The sequence below is a fragment of the Nocardia sp. IFM 10818 genome (assembly GCF_054655275.1).
The window spans coordinates 3113119-3130010 of the sequence record NZ_BAAHJH010000001.1 but is presented as its reverse complement, the minus strand read 5'-3'; the positions used below and the strand labels follow the sequence as shown (position 1 = coordinate 3130010).

At 68.0% G+C, this 16892-nt stretch carries 16 protein-coding genes, 1 tRNA gene and 1 pseudogene; 8 read left to right on the top strand and 10 right to left on the bottom strand.

The window, feature by feature from the left end:
- Positions 1-27: 27 nt before the first annotated feature.
- Complete coding sequence (locus ACYQ5L_RS14535) at positions 28-408, bottom strand: hypothetical protein (RefSeq protein ID WP_459957866.1); 381 nt, start codon at positions 406-408, stop codon at positions 28-30.
- A gap of 56 nt (positions 409-464) precedes the next feature.
- Positions 465-1292: a helix-turn-helix domain-containing protein gene (locus ACYQ5L_RS14530; protein ID WP_459957865.1), complete on the bottom strand. Its 828-nt coding sequence runs from the start codon at positions 1290-1292 to the stop codon at positions 465-467.
- A gap of 66 nt (positions 1293-1358) precedes the next feature.
- On the opposite strand from ACYQ5L_RS14530, the gene ACYQ5L_RS14525 reads away from it, so the two are divergent.
- Both ACYQ5L_RS14525 and ACYQ5L_RS14520 read left to right on the top strand, forming a co-directional pair.
- The gene (locus ACYQ5L_RS14525; protein ID WP_459957864.1) at positions 1359-3608 is read left to right on the top strand and encodes a molybdopterin-dependent oxidoreductase; all 2250 of its coding nucleotides are present in this window, start codon (positions 1359-1361) and stop codon (positions 3606-3608) included.
- Positions 3605-4126: a winged helix-turn-helix transcriptional regulator gene (locus tag ACYQ5L_RS14520; protein WP_459957863.1), complete on the top strand. Its 522-nt coding sequence runs from the start codon at positions 3605-3607 to the stop codon at positions 4124-4126. Before ACYQ5L_RS14525 ends, ACYQ5L_RS14520 begins: the two co-directional genes overlap by 4 nt.
- Here ACYQ5L_RS14520 and ACYQ5L_RS14515 read toward each other — a convergent pair.
- The gene (locus ACYQ5L_RS14515; RefSeq protein ID WP_459957862.1) at positions 4114-4842 is read right to left on the bottom strand and encodes a DUF3592 domain-containing protein; all 729 of its coding nucleotides are present in this window, start codon (positions 4840-4842) and stop codon (positions 4114-4116) included. The two genes, ACYQ5L_RS14520 and ACYQ5L_RS14515, sit on opposite strands and share 13 nt — an antisense overlap.
- Positions 4843-5010: 168 nt before the next feature.
- A complete protein-coding gene (locus ACYQ5L_RS14510) occupies positions 5011-5988 on the bottom strand; it encodes a LysR family transcriptional regulator (protein WP_459957861.1) in 978 nt (325 codons plus the stop codon).
- Positions 5989-6168: 180 nt separating this feature from the next.
- On the opposite strand from ACYQ5L_RS14510, the gene ACYQ5L_RS14505 reads away from it, so the two are divergent.
- A complete protein-coding gene (locus ACYQ5L_RS14505; protein ID WP_459957860.1) occupies positions 6169-7128 on the top strand; it encodes an alpha/beta fold hydrolase in 960 nt (319 codons plus the stop codon).
- A 49-nt stretch (positions 7129-7177) separates the two neighbouring features.
- On the opposite strand, the gene ACYQ5L_RS14500 is transcribed toward ACYQ5L_RS14505, so the two are convergent.
- On the bottom strand, positions 7178-7477 hold the full coding sequence (locus ACYQ5L_RS14500) for a helix-turn-helix domain-containing protein (protein ID WP_459957859.1): 300 nt from the start codon (positions 7475-7477) through the stop codon (positions 7178-7180).
- Positions 7478-7973: 496 nt separating this feature from the next.
- Complete coding sequence (locus ACYQ5L_RS14495; RefSeq protein ID WP_459957858.1) at positions 7974-8876, bottom strand: LysR family transcriptional regulator; 903 nt, start codon at positions 8874-8876, stop codon at positions 7974-7976.
- 155 nt (positions 8877-9031) lie between these two features.
- Between ACYQ5L_RS14495 and ACYQ5L_RS14490 the strand changes: the two genes are divergently transcribed.
- The 4 genes from ACYQ5L_RS14490 to ACYQ5L_RS14475 all read left to right on the top strand — a co-directional run bounded on the left by ACYQ5L_RS14490 (position 9032) and on the right by ACYQ5L_RS14475 (position 10718).
- Positions 9032-9349 (top strand): DUF1330 domain-containing protein, encoded by a 318-nt coding sequence (locus ACYQ5L_RS14490; protein ID WP_459957857.1) that lies wholly within the window; start codon positions 9032-9034, stop codon positions 9347-9349.
- A gap of 268 nt (positions 9350-9617) precedes the next feature.
- Entirely contained in the window at positions 9618-10055 is a 438-nt protein-coding gene (locus ACYQ5L_RS14485; protein ID WP_459957856.1) for a phage holin family protein, read from the top strand.
- Positions 10052-10447, top strand: a complete 396-nt coding sequence (locus ACYQ5L_RS14480; protein ID WP_459957855.1) for a DUF3618 domain-containing protein — start codon at positions 10052-10054, stop codon at positions 10445-10447. The genes ACYQ5L_RS14485 and ACYQ5L_RS14480 overlap by 4 nt, the downstream gene beginning before the upstream one ends.
- A 4-nt stretch (positions 10448-10451) precedes the next feature.
- Positions 10452-10718, top strand: coding sequence for a DUF4235 domain-containing protein (locus ACYQ5L_RS14475; protein ID WP_459957854.1), 267 nt, complete (start codon positions 10452-10454; stop codon positions 10716-10718).
- 477 nt (positions 10719-11195) lie between these two features.
- Here ACYQ5L_RS14475 and ACYQ5L_RS14470 read toward each other — a convergent pair whose 3' ends face one another.
- Positions 11196-11921, bottom strand: coding sequence for an SDR family oxidoreductase (locus ACYQ5L_RS14470; protein WP_459957853.1), 726 nt, complete (start codon positions 11919-11921; stop codon positions 11196-11198).
- Positions 11922-12002: 81 nt separating this feature from the next.
- Here ACYQ5L_RS14470 and ACYQ5L_RS14465 point away from each other — a divergent pair.
- Positions 12003-12797, top strand: a pseudogene (locus tag ACYQ5L_RS14465) (LysR family transcriptional regulator); the annotation flags it as partial.
- 125 nt (positions 12798-12922) lie between these two features.
- Here ACYQ5L_RS14465 and ACYQ5L_RS14460 read toward each other — a convergent pair.
- From ACYQ5L_RS14460 to ACYQ5L_RS14450, 3 genes are all read right to left on the bottom strand, one after another.
- Positions 12923-12994 (bottom strand) — tRNA-Val (locus ACYQ5L_RS14460).
- A 98-nt stretch (positions 12995-13092) separates the two neighbouring features.
- Positions 13093-13785 (bottom strand): formyltransferase family protein, encoded by a 693-nt coding sequence (locus tag ACYQ5L_RS14455; RefSeq protein WP_459957852.1) that lies wholly within the window; start codon positions 13783-13785, stop codon positions 13093-13095.
- A complete protein-coding gene (locus ACYQ5L_RS14450; protein ID WP_459957851.1) occupies positions 13785-16859 on the bottom strand; it encodes a non-ribosomal peptide synthetase in 3075 nt (1024 codons plus the stop codon). The genes ACYQ5L_RS14455 and ACYQ5L_RS14450 overlap by 1 nt, the downstream gene beginning before the upstream one ends.
- Positions 16860-16892 lie beyond the last annotated feature (33 nt).

The window sequence follows — 16892 nt, the reverse complement described above, 5'->3', positions numbered from 1 at the left end:
CCGCGAACTAGATGCGCGACCCGGCGGTCACGCCCGGCTCGCCACCACTCCCCCGCGCCGGAAGTGATCGCGCGCGGATCGCGGAATCCACAAGGCCGCCAGCACGATCAGGGAGATGGCCCATCCGGCGAGCAGCGCGTAGTGGACTCCGATCGATGGGAACATCACCCAGACCACGAACCGTCCGGCGAACTGGCAGGCCAGCAGGATGGAGATGGTGATCCTGGCCCAGTTGCGGCCGCCCAGCAGCGGGAGGATGAGGGCGGCGTAGAGCGGGGCGCTGATCAGGTGGTAGATCGTTCCGGGATTCCAGCTCACGGGCGGAACGAGAATCACGATGAGGTGGTTGATCGCGTGGATACCGACGCCTGCGGCGGCCACGCGGACCGATAACGGCGATCCCGGCATGGTGGGCGGTCCTTTCGATTCCGGTCTGGACAGCCGAAACGTTAAGGACGTCGGCCCTACCCGGTATTGGACGATTGGGACATCGACAGCAGCCGTCCGGGCGTGGTCGCCGCGAACCGCTGGAAGTCCCGGTTGAGGTGGGATTGATCGAAATACCCGAGCTCGCTCGCGACCCTGCTCAGCTCGTGCGCACCCGATGTGGTCAGCGCCGCCAGCGCCGCCGAGAACCGCATCAGCGAACCGTACGACTTCGGCGACAACCCGACCCGATCGGTGAATCTCCGGCTGAAATGCCTTCTGCTCCAGCCATACTCGTCCGCAAGCGCGGAAACCGGCACCGCGCCCCGCGACTGCCGCAGCCGCCGGATCGCATCGGAGATCTCGCCGTCCCGCTCGGTCGCGTCGACCCGCTCGCGCAAGAACTCCGACACCAGCCGGAACCGCGTATCCCACTCCTCCGTCTCCGCCAGCCGCTGCGCGAGCTGCCGCGCCGAGGGCCCCATCAGATCCGTCAGATCGACCGCGCTGTTCCGCAATTCGTGCAGCGGCACCCCGAGCGCGCGCCGCGCCGTCAGCGGATCCAACTGCACCTGGACACTGACCATCCGCCCGGAGTGCGCAACGGTCCCACCCCGATCATGGAGCCCCACCACCAACGGCATGGGCTCGACCCGCCGCCCGTCGAACACCCCGTCCAGCGCGAACACGATCTTCACCGTCCCGCCGGGAATCTTCCTGCGCCGCACCGGTTCGGGCTCCCACACGTCGAACCCGAAACACCGCACCACCTCGAGCCCCCGGAACATCCCCGGCGCACCGTGCACCACATGCCGCGAACCCACCTGAAAGGTCCCGCGCAATTCGGCAAGGCGATCAGCACTCACCTCGACCAGAGTACGTGTCCGCCGGAGTTAGTAGCGCAAGTGAACTTACTTGCCTACACTGCTGCCATGACGGAGTGGCGGCCCACGGCGTGCATCCTGTGCGAGTGCAATTGCGGTGTTCAAGTACTGGTGGGGGCGGACGGCCGGACGTTCGAGAAGATCCGGGGCGACAAATTGCATCCGGCCTCGGCGGGTTACACCTGCAACAAGGCGCTGCGGCTCGATCACTATCAGAACGGGCGCACGGGGCGCGTCACCACGCCCCTGCGCCGCCGCCCGGACGGGTCGTTCGAGGAGATCGACTGGGAGACGGCGATTTCCGAGGTGGCCGCGCGGCTGCGGGAGATCGGGTCGCGGTACGGCGGGGAGTCGATCTTCTATTACGGCGGGGGCGGGCAGGGGAATCACCTGGGCGGGGCGTACGCGCCGGCGACCATGGCGGCGTTCGGGATGCGGTATCGGTCCAGTGCGCTGGCGCAGGAGAAGACGGGGGATTTCTGGGTGGGGGCGCGTATGTTCGGGCATCCGGTGCGCGCCGATGTCGAGCACGCCGAGGTGGCGTTCTTCGTCGGGAAGAATCCCTATCAGTCGCACGGGTTTCCGAGGGCGCGCGCGGTGCTCAAGGAGATCGCCAAGGATCCGAGGCGCGCCATGATCGTGCTGGATCCGGTCCGCACCGAGACCGCCGAGCTCGCCGATTTCCATCTCCAGCTGCGGCCGGGCACCGATGTGTACCTGCTGTCGGCCATGGCGTCGATCCTGGTGCGCGACAATCTGATCGACGCCGACTGGCTGGCCGCCCACGCGCACGGACTGGACGAGGTCGTGGCGGTGCTGCGCGAGGTTCCCATCGAAAAGTATTGCGCCATAGCCGATGTGGATATCGAGCTGGTGGAAGCGGCGACGCGGCGGCTGGCCGCGGCGACCTCGGTAGCCGCGCTCGAGGATCTCGGCGTGCAGATGAACCGGTACTCCACGGTGGTCAGCTATGTGGAGAAGCTGGTGTGGCTGCTCACCGGCAATCTGGGCAAGCCCGGAACGCAGTACGCGTTCACCGGCATGTCGGCCATCGGGCACGATCGCGGGCATCCGGCGGGTCAGTGGCCGACCAGCCCGGTGGCGGGCGCGCCCATTATCGGCGGGCTGGTGCCGTGCAATGTGATCACCGAGGAGATCCTCACCGACCATCCCGCCCGGTATCGCGCCATGTTCATCGAGAGCAGCAATCCCGTGCACTCCCTGGCCGATTCGGCGCGCATGCGAGAGGCCCTGGAGTCACTCGAACTGGTGGTGGCCGTCGATGTGGCCATGACCGAGACCGCCCGGCTGGCGCACTACATCCTGCCCGCGGCAACGCAATTCGAGAAGTACGAGGCGACGTTCTTCAATTTCGACTTTCCGCGCAATATCTTCCACCTCCGGCATCCGGTGCTGTCCGCACCCGAGGGGGTGCTGGCCGAGCCGGAGATCCACGCCCGGCTGGTGGAGGCCGCCGGAGCATTGTCCGAGGACGATTACGCTCCGCTGCGGGCCGCGCTCGCACAGGGGCGGGAAGCCTTCGCCATGGCCTTTCTCGGCATTCTGGCCGACCGGAGCAAGGCGAAACTCGCACCCGTGCTGCTGTATCGAACCCTGGGCCCGACCCTGCCCGGCGGAGCCGCCGCGGCAGCCCTGCTGTGGGCGGCGGCCTACAACTGTGCCCGCAAATTCCCGAAGAGCGTCGAACGCGCCGGATACGGAACGGGTTCGGCAGCCGGTGAACGGCTCTTCGAGGCCATTCTCACCGGCGAGCACGGCATCGTCATCACCGAGGACGACTACGAGGAGACCTGGAACCGGCTGCGCGACAACACCGTCCAGCTGAACGTCCCGGAGCTGCTGCGGGTGATCGCCACCCTGCCCGATCCCGAACCCGAGGCGGGATCCTGGCCGTTCATCCTCTCCGCCGGTGAGCGCCGGGCCTTCACCGCCAACACCATCGTGCGAGATCCGCTGTGGCGCACCCGCGATCGCGGCGGCGCGCTCCGCATGAGCACCACCGACGCCGACCGCCTCGGCCTGCGCGCGGGTGATCTCGTCCGGGTGAGCACCCGCCGCGGCAGCGTGCGGGTCCCGGTGGAGCCCACCGACCGCATGCGCCCCGGCCACCTGTCGCTGCCCAATGGCTTCGGCCTGTCGGTGGCCGACGATACCGGCGTCCCGGTCACCACGGGCGTCGCGCCCAATGAACTCACCGCATTCGACTCCCGGGACGAATGGGTCGGCACCCCGTGGCACAAGTACGTCCCCGCCCGCCTGGATACCGTGGACGCATGAAACGCACGACATTCGCGAACTGGCCGTGCACCGTGGCCCGCACCGTGGACCTCATCGGTGATTGGTGGACGCCGCTGGTGCTGCGCGAAGCCTTCTACGGCGCAAAGCGTTTCGACGAATTCGAGCGCGGGCTCGGCCTCAGCCGCAATGTCCTCACCCAGCGCCTGACCCGCCTGGTCGACGAGGGCCTACTGGAACGGGTCCCTTACCAGGACCGCCCACCGCGCCACGAATACCGCCTCACCGACCAGGGCCGCGACTTCTTCCCCGTTATCGCCGCCATCATGCACTGGGGCGACCGCTGGCTCGCCCCCGACGGCCCACCCGTCGTCCTGCACCACACCACCTGCGACCACGACACCCACGCCGAAGTCGTCTGCGCCCACTGCCGCGAACCGCTGCACCACCCCGATGTCACCGCCCGCCTGGGCCCGGGATTCCCGCAACGACACCGCCGTTCCGCACTGGAAACCGGCCGCTTCGACGGCGACCCCGACACCGGCGCTCAGAGCAACTGACTGCGGCGCGGATCGGCGGGGTCGTAGAGCACCCGCACATGTTGACGAGCAGCGAGATAAGAACCCGGATGCTGTTCGAACGCTCCACTTTTCGCCGTGAACCCGCGCCCGGTGACCGGATCGACACAGCTCGCTTCGAGCGTATAGCTGAGCACCTCCCCCGACCTCCTCGCGCGCCCACCCTCCTTCACCCGAACCGACCGCACCGGAACATGCAATTCCCGACCGTGCTCGGCGAGCCAAGCCATCAGTCGCCGCCGCCGCCGCGCCATCACCAATCCGAACCCCCCGGCAAGAATGATCAGCCCCCCGAACCCGCCAATGAACACGGTCCCACTGTAGGTTTCATGAAAGTCCGCCACCCGAGCATCATTGGGATCATCCGGATCGTAAGCGACCGCCACGACATCGCCCCGCCAGTACTGGTGCAAAACACTCCACGAAGTGATCTCAGCCAGATACCCCCTCCCGTCAGCAGCGGTAAACCGCACCGCCCCGCCGTCACCATCGCTGTCCGGCGCCGACACCACCGTCCCATCGGTCCGCGTCTTCCCCGCCAACTGCGAACTGTTCCACAGCCCCAACCCAACACCGAGCAGCACAATCACCACCCCCACCCCAACCGCGAACAACGAATTACGCATCACCGGCAGAGCCCTGGGAACCAATCCAACGCGCTCCCCGAACGCCCCCGACTCGAACTGTGACTTCTCCACACCGAGTTATCGCACACACCACCCCGAACGCAGCACCCGCAACCACCGAACCACAAAACCTCCGCATCCCCACCGCCTGGCGGTGACTACTGCGGGCGTCGCCTTCGCCGCCTCATCGATCGCTCCAGGGTCAAGGGTCCACTGGCGGCGCGAGTCAGTACCTTCGCGTCACAGGTGGTCGTCTGAGGTGTGGACTGCGACGGGGTCGGATACGCCGATAGATCGGCGGGCGAGCCAGGCCCGGTCGGCGGCGGGTAGCCAGGCGTCGTCGGGAAGAGTCGCCGATCCAGGGCGGGCCAGCCGGTTGACGAGGGAGTCGGGGATGCGTCGCCGCCACATGACCGCCCAGGCGAACACCGGTGTCGGCGCGACGATCGGGACGAGGCGCAGGCGGTCATCGTCCGGCGGCGGCATGTGCAGCCCATAGAACGTCGCGGTGGTGGGATCGTCGGCGGTCTGGTCCAGGAAATGGTCGAAGCCCAGGTTCGACCCGGAACGATCGACCACGATGCCGAGGGTAGCCGTCAACTCGTCGACCAGGTTCACCCAGTCCGGCGGGGCGTCGTGCATGGGGAACCGCAGCGCGAGGTGCGCCAGGTTCGCCATGGCGACCCGGGAACACGCCGCGAGCGCGTGCCCGGTGCTGAGCAGCAGGCCGACGGGTTCCATCAGTGCGCACCGGCGCCGGATCTCGGCGGGCCACGGTACGGCCGAGGCTCGGCCGAAGGCGACGTCCACGTCTCCGGATCGCAAGGCGTCGATCGCTGTACCGCGGGCGCCGCGTGCGGTGATCCGCAGGCTCAGGTTCGGGTCCTGGTCGATCACGCGCCGGATCAGGCCAGCGGCTGCGGTGTGCGGGTCCATCACGTCCACGCGCACCGGACCGCCGATCCCGGCGGCGGACGCGGCGGCGTCGACGGCCTCGATCACGTCTCGGGCGTACGGCAGGAGCCGTTCGCCGGTGGCGGTCAACCGCACCGTCCGCGTGTTTCGTTCCAGCACAGGCGCGCCGAGGAGCTGCTCCAGCCGCGCGATCCGTTTCGACAGCGCCTGCTGCGTGACGAACAGTCGGCCGGCGGCCCGACCGAAATGGCCTTCCTCGGCGGTCGCCACGAACGCCCGGAGCAGGGCGGTGTCGAGGTCCATGCGGCCACCCTGGCGTGACAACCAATGGTTGTCAAACCGGCTGGAACAGTTGTTGGACGGGCTCCGGCCCGGTCCGTTCACTGGACCCATGACCTGCGTTGACAACTTCTCAGCAGAATGGGTTGCGCTCGGTGTCCACCGCCACCGAGCCGACTCCCACCGTTCCTGGACGGTGGGTCGATGACCGGCGGACAAGGGATCGCGCTCGTGGAACCGGTCCTATTGGGCGGAACCACGCAGTGGCTGCTCATCCGGGGCCGGGATCGCCGCAACCCGGTGCTGCTGTTCCTGCACGGCGGCCCGGGCAGTCCCTACATGGGCTTCGCGCGTTGCTTCCAGCAGGAGCTGGAGGAGCATTTCGTGGTGGTTCAGTGGGACCAGCGGGGCAGCGGCAAATCGTTCCCCGGCACTCCGAGCGGGTCCATCACCGTCGCGCAGTTCGAAGCGGACACCCACGAACTGGTGTTGTTGCTGCGCAAGCGGTTCGGTGCGGAGAAGATCTACCTGGCGGGACATTCGTGGGGCGCCTACCTCGGGCTGACCGAGGCGAGGCGGCACCCGGAGAACCTCCATGCGTACATCGGCGCGGGCCAGCTGATCGACCTGCTGCGGCAGGAAACACTCTCGCACCACCGCCTGCTCGACGAGGCCGCGCGACGCCACCGGACCGCCGCCCGCGCTGCGCTCGAGCGCATCGGCCACCCGCCCTACCCGCAGCCCGCGCACGACCTGGGTGCCAAGTACTCCTGGATGTGGAAGTTCGGTCACATGCTCAGCGGACGGCGCGGACCATCCCGCCTCGTGCGGGACATGCTGCTGTCCCGCACGTATTCGCTGCGGGACATGGCGAACTTCCCGAAAGGGGCGTCGTTCACTCTGAACAGCCTGGCCCGCAACGAAGGCGAGAACTTCTGGAAGCTGGCCGCACCCGACCCCGCGGCGTTCGAAGTACCCCTCTTCTTCATCATGGGCACACACGACCGCGTCACCCCGCTGCCCCTCGTCACCGAGTACGCCGACAAGGCCACGGCTCCGATGAAGGAGGTGTACACGCTCCACGGAGCGGGCCATTTCGCGTTCCTGGAGAACCCAAAGGAGTTCACCCGCACGATCCTCCGCATCCTCGCGCGAACCTCGTGACCGGCGCCGCGCCCGGCACCGCGAAAACAGTGGGCCCCATCGCAATTCGCTACCTCGGCAAAGCCGCAGACACAGCGTTCGCCGACCGGAACCTCACGTGCGGGAATGCGCGGCGGCAAGCGCCGGGAGTGGCCCCGACCTGGGTGCGGACGCGGCGGCGGAGGTTGACCGCCGAGACGAGGCCGACCCGGGTGGCGATCGCCTCGACAGTAAGGCCGGTGTCCTCGCGAAGGATGCGGGCGGCGGCTGTGCGGCGGGGCAGGAGCCAAGCGCCCGGGCTGGTTCCGAGCTGATCGGTGAAGCGACGGGCCACGGTTCGGGGAAACGTTGCGACGGGCGGCCACGTCATCGCCCGAAAGAGGCTGTGACAGTGGACGACCCACCGGTCCAAGTCGCCACAACGCCAGACCTTCACGGCAAGGACAGCTGCGACCACCGATCACGGCACCTCCGCTACTGCCGCATATCGCGCTGACCGAATCAGCCACGCACGAGCGGGTCCGGGTGATCAGCCCTGTGACCCGAACGCGTGATAATCCCCTCCGGCATGTGAAACGACGTCGACCGGGAGCTGGTGGCGGCAAAGCCCGAGAAGGGGCCGCCACCAGTTCCCGGTCGATGGTGTTTCACAGCTGGATGCGATCGATATTCGAATACAGGACGCAGCGACCCGACCGCCAGGCAAGCGGATCGCAGGGGTCATCATCGGATGCTGAGCCGTCGGCTTAGCGAGGTCGTGTCGGAACATACAGCGAGACCACCGTCGTCGTCACCGCGAAGTCTGCCGGGCGCAAGGTCTTCGGCCTCGCCACCACAGATGTGCGGCTCGCTCGACCTTTTGCGCGTCAGTTCGGCAGCCAGTGCAGTTCGTGCGCCAGGGTTTTGGCGACGGCACGGATGCGGCGGTGGACTGGTGACTGCTCGCGCGGGAGTACCAGGTGGAGTGTCAGGCTGGGTGCGCCTCGCAGCGGTCGCCAGGTGAGACCGGCCGATAGTGTCGTTACCGCGGCTTCACTGGCCGGGGCTAGGGTGAGGCCGTCGCGCAGGTCGTGCTGAGTCATGTCGAAAGAGACTGCGGGCGTGTGGAATCGGGGGTGTGGTTGGGTGTTGCGGAACAGTGCGGACAGCTGATCGTGGATCACGGGGTTGGCCGCACGGTCCGGGAGCCGCAGCGGATAGGCGGCGGCGTCGGCGATCTCGATCTCCGGGTGTTCGGCCAGCGGATGATGCTGCGCCAGTTGGACTCCGACGCGCGCACGCCGCAGCAGGTACCGGCGCACGCCACGGCCCGGCTGTTCACCGCGGGTGATACCCGCATCGAGGCGGCCGTCGGCGACCGCGGGGGAAATTTCCGGTGTCGGCATCGGGGCTGCGCCGACCTGGAGTCCCGGGCTGCTGCGAATCAGCCTGTCCACCAGGGCCGGTGCCGTCTCGGCGCCGGCGCTGAGGCTGTATCCGATGCGGAGCGTGCCCAGTTCACCGGCCGCCGCGCTCCGGGCGGTCTCCCATGCCCGGTCCAGCGCCGCCAGCGCGGGCGGCGCGGACTCCGCCAAAGCCGCACCGGCCGTGGTCAATACGACGCTACGCGTGTTGCGGACCAGCAGGGCCGTACCCAGCTCCGCCTCCAATCGGCGCATCCGGGCGCTGAGTGCGGGCTGTGCGATACCGATCCGTGCGGCCGCGCGGGTGAAGTTCAACTCCTGCGCCAGCACCAGAAAGTACCGCAGGCTCACCGTATCCGGCGCCACATGCCCTCCCTGCCGATTGATAACGATCCGTTCTGAGCCTATCGCGCATCGGTCTTTCCCTCGACGGCACACCAAGCCCTAACCTGCGCATATGACGATTCAACCGACCGCAGTACCCGACGTCGAACGTGTCCGTCCGACCACAGGAGGTTTTCATGCCTAAGGGCTACTGGGTGAGTGTCTACCCCGCCATTTCCGCCCCTGAGAGGCTGAGTGCCTACAACAAGCTGGCGGGTCCGGCCGTCCAGGCCGGGGGCGGGCGCCTCTTGTCCCATGTCGGTAGCCGAGTCGTCGCCCACGAGGCCGGAATCCCGCAGCGCGTCATCCTGATCGAGTTCGACAGCTTCGAACAGGCCGTCGCGGCCTACGAGAGCGAGGCATACCAGAAGGCACTGGTGGCCCTTCCCGACGACGTCCAGCGCGACTTCCGCATTGTCGAAGGCATAGGCCTGACCGGCGGGCCCGCGCAGTAGTCCTCCGGCATGTGAAACGACGTCGACCGGGAACTGGTGGCGGCAAACGCCGAGAAGGGTCCGCCACCAGTTCCCGGTGGACGGTGTTTCACAGCTGGATGCGATCGATACGCCCGCACCTGCCGAGTTCCGGGTATTCAGGGCCGCTCGCGAACAGGTCGTTATTGCGGTGTCAGACGCACGGGTTTGGGTAGGCGGTTGACAGAGGCGTTCGGGGCTGCCCGGACGTGACGACCGTTGAGCGACAGTGAATGCGGAGGTGATTGTCGTGTCGAGTGCGCAATCGCAGCACATCGGACCCGGGCCGGCTACCCGCGACCCGAGCCAGGAGACGGTGGGTGAGCTGGTGCAGCAAGCCTCGCGGCAGCTGACCGAGCTGGTGCGTGGGGAGCTGAGGCTGGCACAGGCGGAGATGAGGGAGAAGGGCAAACGGTACGGGATCAGCGGCGGGCTGTTCGGCGGCGCCGGCGTCGCCGGATTCCTGACCTTGCAGGCCTTGGTCTTCACCATGATCGCGGCGTTGGCCGTGGCCTTGCCGGTGTGGGCGTCGGCGCTGATCGTCACGGCGGTGCTCGCCGTGATCACCGCGGTGTTGGCGCTGATCGGCCGCAAGGAAGTCGGTCAGGCCACCCCGCCGACCCCCGAGCAAACCATCGAAACCGTCAAAGCCGATATCGCTCAGATCAAGGAAAGCTCACACCGATGAATCAGCCGGACCCGGAGAAGAAGACCACGGCCGCCGTCGACGAGCTGCGTGAGCAGGTCGAGCACACCCGCGAAGAACTCGCGCAGACCGTCGAAGCGCTCTCGGCCAAGGCCGACGTCAAAGCACGCGCACAGGACAAGGCCGAGGCGGCCGGACAACAGGCCGCCGCCAAGGTCGAGCAGCTGAAGGAGAGAACCACCGACGTCGCCGAGCAGGCTCGCGCCCGAACCGTGCAGGTCGGCCACACATTGCAGGCCAAGACACCGAAACCGGTGCAGCACAGGACCGCCCAGCTCGCCGACCAGGCCCGCAGTCACCCCGGCCTCGTGCTCGCGGGTGCGGCTGGCGCGGTGATCACGGTGTGGGCGGTCCGCCGGCGACGAAACGGATGAGCAGGTGAAACCAATCACGATTGCCTACAAGCCGGTCGGTCTCATCCTGGGCGCGATCAGCGGCCTGCTCGCCGGGGCGGTATTCAAGCAGACCTGGAAGATGCTGGGCCACGACGAGCACGTACCGGCAGCCACCGACGAGGACCGGAGCTGGCAGGAAGTACTTCTCGCCGCCGTTGTCCAGGGCGCGATCTTCGCCGGAGTGAAAGCCGCCGTCGACCGCGCCGGCGCCACCGCAACCCGCCGCCTGACCGGCACCTGGCCCAGCTGACACGCCGACGCGCCGTAAACGCAATTCCAACAACCACTTCAAGGCCAGGCCCTGGCTCTAGCCGCTTACCGGTCGGCTCGGGCCGGTCGGAGCCCAGTCGATGGCTGGTGCGGCACGCAAGCTGAACGGCGAGCGAGCCGACTCCTCCGGCTGCTCCGGAGACTACGACGCTCTCGCCTTGCTTCAGATGTACGGGTTCATGCGGTCATGCCGGCGACGTACAGGCGTCGGCCACTCCCCAAGCGACATTCTTAACTCCGGCGAGCTCGCTGCCCTGCCCGGACGGAAAGATCGAAGGAAAGAGGTCCGCCATCGCGCCGGTGCGGATGGCCGCCTCACCGGTGTTGATGCCCGTCGCTTCCACGTGCGCGAGGAGCTGCCTGTCCTCGGGCCGGGCCGGGTGACCTCGTCGATCGGCAGGACGTCGATTCCGCCGAATTCGTTGTACCTGACTGCTTTTGGGATTCTTGGTTCCCCTCACCAGGGCACGGTTCCGGCGTCGTCGAAGAATCCGCCGGTGGGTCCGTCGTCGGGCAGGGTTGCGAGGCGAATCGCTATCGCGGCGCCCTGTTGTGGTGTGCGAACGCCGCGGAAGCCGTTGAGGTCGGTGGCGGTGAAACCGGGGCAGCCGGAGTTGATCAGGATGTTGGTGTCGCCCAGTTCCTTGACGTATTGAATGGTGATGGCGTTGAGGAAGGTCTTCGACGCCAGGTAGGCGGCCGGGACCGGGCCCATATCGATGCCGGGTGTGGTTTGCAGGCCGAGCGAGCCGACGCTGCTGGACATATTGACGATTCGCGGTGCGGCCGAGGCGCGCAGCATCGGCAGCATCGCATTGGTGACGCGGAGGATCCCGATCACGTTGGTTTCCACCACAGTTCGCACGGTCGCGGGATCGAGCGTGGTCGGTGTCTGCGGCGAGCCGCCGGTGATCGCGGCATTGTTGATCAGCACATCGAGCCCTCCGGCGTGGTCGGCGATCAATTCGGCTGCCGCGGCCACGCTTGCGTCGTCGGTCACGTCGAGCGGCACACCGAACGCATCGGCCCCGGTGGCGCGCAGCTTCTCCACCGCGGCGTCGCGGCGTTGCCGATCCCGCGCACCCACCCCGATTCGCCAGCCGAGAGCCCCCAGGCCGGCGGCGATCTCGTATCCGATTCCCTTGTTCGCGCCGGTCACCAGCGCGATCGCCTGTTCACTCACACCGCCGATCGTGCTGCGGTTCCGGGTGCGGCGTCCAAGACCGATCAGGTCAGCAGCGATACCGCACGGGTATCGGTCGCGGTGAGCGCCGGATACGATGCCGTGGTGGAAACGCGGGAGTTGCGATACTTCGTCGCCGTCGCCGAGGAGTTGCACTTCGGGCGGGCGGCACAACGGCTCTCGATGGCGCAACCACCGCTGTCGCGGGCGATCCAGCAGCTGGAACGGCGACTCGGAGTCGTTCTCCTGCACCGCGGTTCGCGCGCGATCACCTTGACCGAAGCCGGATCGGTGCTGCTGTGCGAGGCCCGCCTCGCCCTCGAAGCGGTCGCCGCCGCCGAACGCCGCACCCGCCGCGCCGCCGCCGAACGGCCCGGTGTGGTGCTGGCCATCAAGGCAGGAGCATCCAGAGAACTGTTGTCGAAACTGCTGGACGCCTACGCCGCCGAACCCGGCGCCGTCGCGGTCGAGGTGGTGCTGTGCGGGCCCGGCGAACCAGAAACCCTGCTACGCAACGGAATTGCCGACGCCGCCCTGCTCCACCGCCCCTACGACACGACAGCCGGATTCGACACCGAGGACCTGCACACCGAACAGCAGATCGTCGTCCTGCCCGCAGGCCACCACCTCGCCGACCGCCCCCACCTGTCGATGGCCGAGGTCAACGCCCTGCCGAACCTACCCCAGCCACGCTGGCCGCGGCCGGATGGAAGTTATCCGGACGGCCCCGGCCCACAGGTTCGCGACCACACCCAACTGACCCAACTGATCGCACTCGGACGAGCCTGCGCGATCATGCCCGAATCACTCCGAGCCCACCTCCGCGACGACCACGCCATCGTGCCGGTGCCGGACGCGCCGGCCGTCACGACCGTCATCGCCTGGCCCCCACACAGCAGATCCAAAGCCGTCGCCGACCTCGTCCGCACGGCGACACGCCTCTGGCCCATCACGAACGCAAACAAGCCCGCAGGCCGATGGCCTGCGGGCTTGCTTCCAAGTGGTTCTAGCTGGGATCGAACCAGCGACCCCTCGCGTGTGAAGCGAGTGCTCTCCCGCTGAGCTATAGAACCGTAGCTCGCCGCTCGAAAGCGGCTGTCCGGGCGGCTGTTCGGCTGTTCCGGACGAGGGAGAACATTAGCACCACATCCGCGCCAATGACTAATTGCCGCTATGGGTGGGGTGCGGGGGTGCGGGTTGCGGCGGCTAGTTCGGGGTAGAAGGCCGAGAAGATGCCCAGGTCGGTGGCTCGGGGGAAGGCGGGGTGGGCGGTGAGGTCACGGAGGGATTGCAGGGATTTGCGGCCGTAGTAGTTGCCGCCCTCGGTGGGTTGGGGGCGGGGGGTGGCGCGGTTGGCGGCGATGGGGGTGAGGTTGCGTTCGAAGAGGAGGGTGCAGGCGCGGAGGCCCTCGAGCATGATGTCTTGGAAGCCGTCGGTGGGGGTGATGGGGAATTGTTCGGTGTCGAGGATGGCGCCGGTGTCCACGCCGGCGTCGATTTCGTGGAGGGTGGCGCCGTAGGCGGGGTCGCCGTTGAGGATGGCGTGGGCGATGGCGGCTTCGGGGAGGCCGCGGTGGCGGGGTAGCAGGCCGTTGTGGATGTTGTAGATGCGCAAGCCTTTGCCCAGCAAGGGGTCTCGCAGGATGGTGGCGTTGTTGATGGAGAACACGATGTTGTCGGTGCAGGCGGCGGCCACGTGGTCGGCTGCGGTGTTCACATCGGTGGTGGCGAGGATTGGCACCGTGCGGTGGGCGGCCGTTGCTTCCTGGCCTGCGGGGACTACGACAAGGTCGACGGGATGTCCTGCGGCGGTGGTGAAGTCGACCGCGCGCCAGAGCAGGGAACCGCTTCCGATGAAGATCATCAGTTGGCTCCTCCGTTCGCCGCGGTCACGGCCTCGCACACACGGTTCAGGGTCAGGTGGTGGATGAGGCCCTCCACCTGGGCCACGAAGGCTTGTTCGGCTGCGGTGCCGACGATCTGCCGGGAGACCTGCGCGAGCATTTCCACCGTGGCGAGCGAATCGCCGCCCAAGGCGAAGAAGTCGGAATCGGCGGCCAGGTCCGTGGAGTCGCAGCGCAGGATGCGGGCCCAGATTTCGGCCACCTGGCTCTGAATGTCGCCGACGGGCTCCTCGCCGATGGCGGGCAGCGGGTTCGAATCCGGCTCCGGTGCGGCGTACATCGCCGCGAGTGCGGTGCGGTCGGTCTTCCCATTGCTGGTCAGTGGCAGTTCGGCGAGCCGATGGAAAGCGTTGGGGATCATGTAGACCGGTAGCCGGTCGGCGAGGAAATCGCGCAGCGCCCGATCGTCCGGCTGCCCCGCGGGCGCGGTGGGCGCGGGCACCACGAAGGCGTCCAGGACGTGGTCGCTGTGTTCCTCGCGGCGGCGGCCCACGACGGCAGCGGCGGCGATATCGGGATGCGCTTCCAGCACGCACGCGACCTCGTCGGGTTCCACGCGATTGCCGCGAATCTTGACCTGGTGGTCGACGCGGCCGACGAATTCGAGGGCGCCGCCGGGCAGGCGGCGCACCAGATCGCCGGTCCGGTAGGTGCGCTCGCCGTGCACGGTGACGAACCGCTCGGCGGTGAGCTCGGGCCGGTCGAGGTAGCCGGCGGCGACTTGCGGTCCGCCGACATACAATTCGCCCGCCTCGCCGTCGGGCACCGGCAGCCCGGCGGGGTCCAGGAGGTGCACGGTGGCGCCCGGTGACGGCAGGCCGATCGGGACCGAGGCCGCGCCCGCCGGGAGCGCGTCGGCGAGCAGGTGCGAGGTGCACACGAGGCTCACCTCGGTGGGACCGTAGCTGTTGACCAATCGCACTGCCGGACCGAAGAATTCGCGCACCCGGTCGGCCAGGTCGCGGCTGAGCTGCTCACCGCCGAGTACCACGGTGCGCATGCCGACCGGCCGAATACCCTGGCGCAGTGCGACTTCCGCGAGGCTGGGCGTGAAGAACAGGGTGTCCGCGCCGTTCTCGCCCAGCATGGCCGACAGGCTGAGATGGTTCATCTCCCCCGGCACGAGCAGCAGCGTGCCGCCCGCGGCGGCCGGGGAGACCATGGCCATGCACGCCATATCGGCTGCGGGAGTGTGATAGTGGGCGTACCGGGTGGCCGGGGTGAGGCGATACCAGTCCAGGGCGGCCCGCAGATAGTGCACGACACCGTCGTGGGTGACCCGCACGCCCTTGGGTCGTCCGGTGGAACCGGAGGTGTAGGTCACGTAGGCGATATCGGCGGGCGTGACTCCGGCGTCGACGGGCTCGAAACCGTTGTCGGGCAGGTCGTCGAGCACGAGCGTGGGCAGGGCGTCGCCGGCGATATCGGCGTAGCGGCGTTCGACCAGGCACAGGCGTGCGCCGGAATCGCGCAGGGTCTCGCTGATCCGATCCCGGGGATGCTTGGGATCCAGCGGAAGGAAGGCCGCACCGGCTTCCAGAATGCCCCACTGTCCGGCCTGGCCCGCCAGGGTCCGGCCCGCGAGAACGGCCACGATATCGCCCCGGCGGACGCCGTGCTCGCGCAGCACGGCGGCGATCGCGGCGGAACGCTCACCCAGCCGGCCGTAGGTCAGGGACCCGTCCGGTCCGGTGATCGCGACCGCGTCCGGCCGCGTCGTGACCTGTTCGCGCAGGACGCCCACCAGGGTCGCGGGTAGCTGCGAGAACTCCGGCTCGGCGACGGACGTCGTTACGGTCGCGGAGACGGGGTCCGGCTTCGCGTCGGCGGTCGATGCGGATGCCGGACCGGACTCTGGATTCGCGTCCCCGAGCACACCCGCGATCTCGCCGAGCAGGCGCTCCAGCCGTTCCGCGACACCGCGACCATTGCGGCAGGACACCGTGATTCCGGTCGAGTGCTCCGATTCGACGATCGCGAAGCTGATAGGCGCCAGCCCGGTGTGCGCCGGAATCGCGACCACGCCGGTCGGCGTGAAATCTGGCGAGGAGAAATCCTCCAGCGAGATCTTCCCCGCGTGAGAAATAATGGCCGAGCACAGGTTACGCCCCGTCCGTCTGCCCACCGCTTCGATGGAGCGCATGACGGCCTTCGCGATCGGCGCCGGAATCCGCTCCAGCCCAGGGTTCTTCATCTGATTGAGCTCGTCGCGGCACATGAGCCCGGCGAGCATGCGCGCGTTGATCTCCCGCCAGCCCTCCCCCGGCGTGACGTCCAGGAACAACGGCAGCGTGAGGTTGGCCGTGGACGCCAGTTCCGGATCATGCCTGCGCAGATCGACCGGAATCATCAGCCGCGCCCGCGAACCGATTGCGCCGGTGACGATCTCACCGATTCGCGCCACGATGGCGGGATTCGTGCCCGGCAGGGTGCGATGCCGCAGCAGGAACGGACGGCCCGCGATATCCGCGCCGCGCCCGGCGGGCGAGCGGAAGCCCATCCGCATCGGCACCGGCTTGCCCGGAATACCCAGGCGCAGTGCGAGTTCCAGATCCGTGGTGGTGTCGAGCGCACCCTCGGGAACCGCACCGCGCAGCACCCGGAACACGTCACCGGCCCACATCTGCAGCCCCTTGGCGTCCATGACGCCGTGGAAGGCCCGGAAGATCACGGTGACCGGATCGGCCGTGAGCAGCAGCACCTCGCAGTTGGGCGCCTCGGACAGATAGTCCGGTCGCGCGATGGGGCTGTTGACGACCGCGTCGTCGGTCAATCGGTCGTAGTCGAGCAGGACCTGCGGTATCACTCGCACCCGGGGCGCGGCCGCGCCGGCGACCCAGTCCTTTCCCGAACGCACCAGCCGCGCACCCGGATGCGACCGCGACGCCAGATCCACCGCGCTCTGCAGCCGGTCGGGATCGAGCGTGCCCGCCCCCTCGACGATCACCTGAATCAAGAACGGCGGATGCACCTCCCGCGCTGAGAGATACATCCGTTCGGTGGGCGAGATGCGGCGTCGGAAGGCGCTGCTCAACTGGATCGGCTCCTCGGGAGAATTCGCACGCGA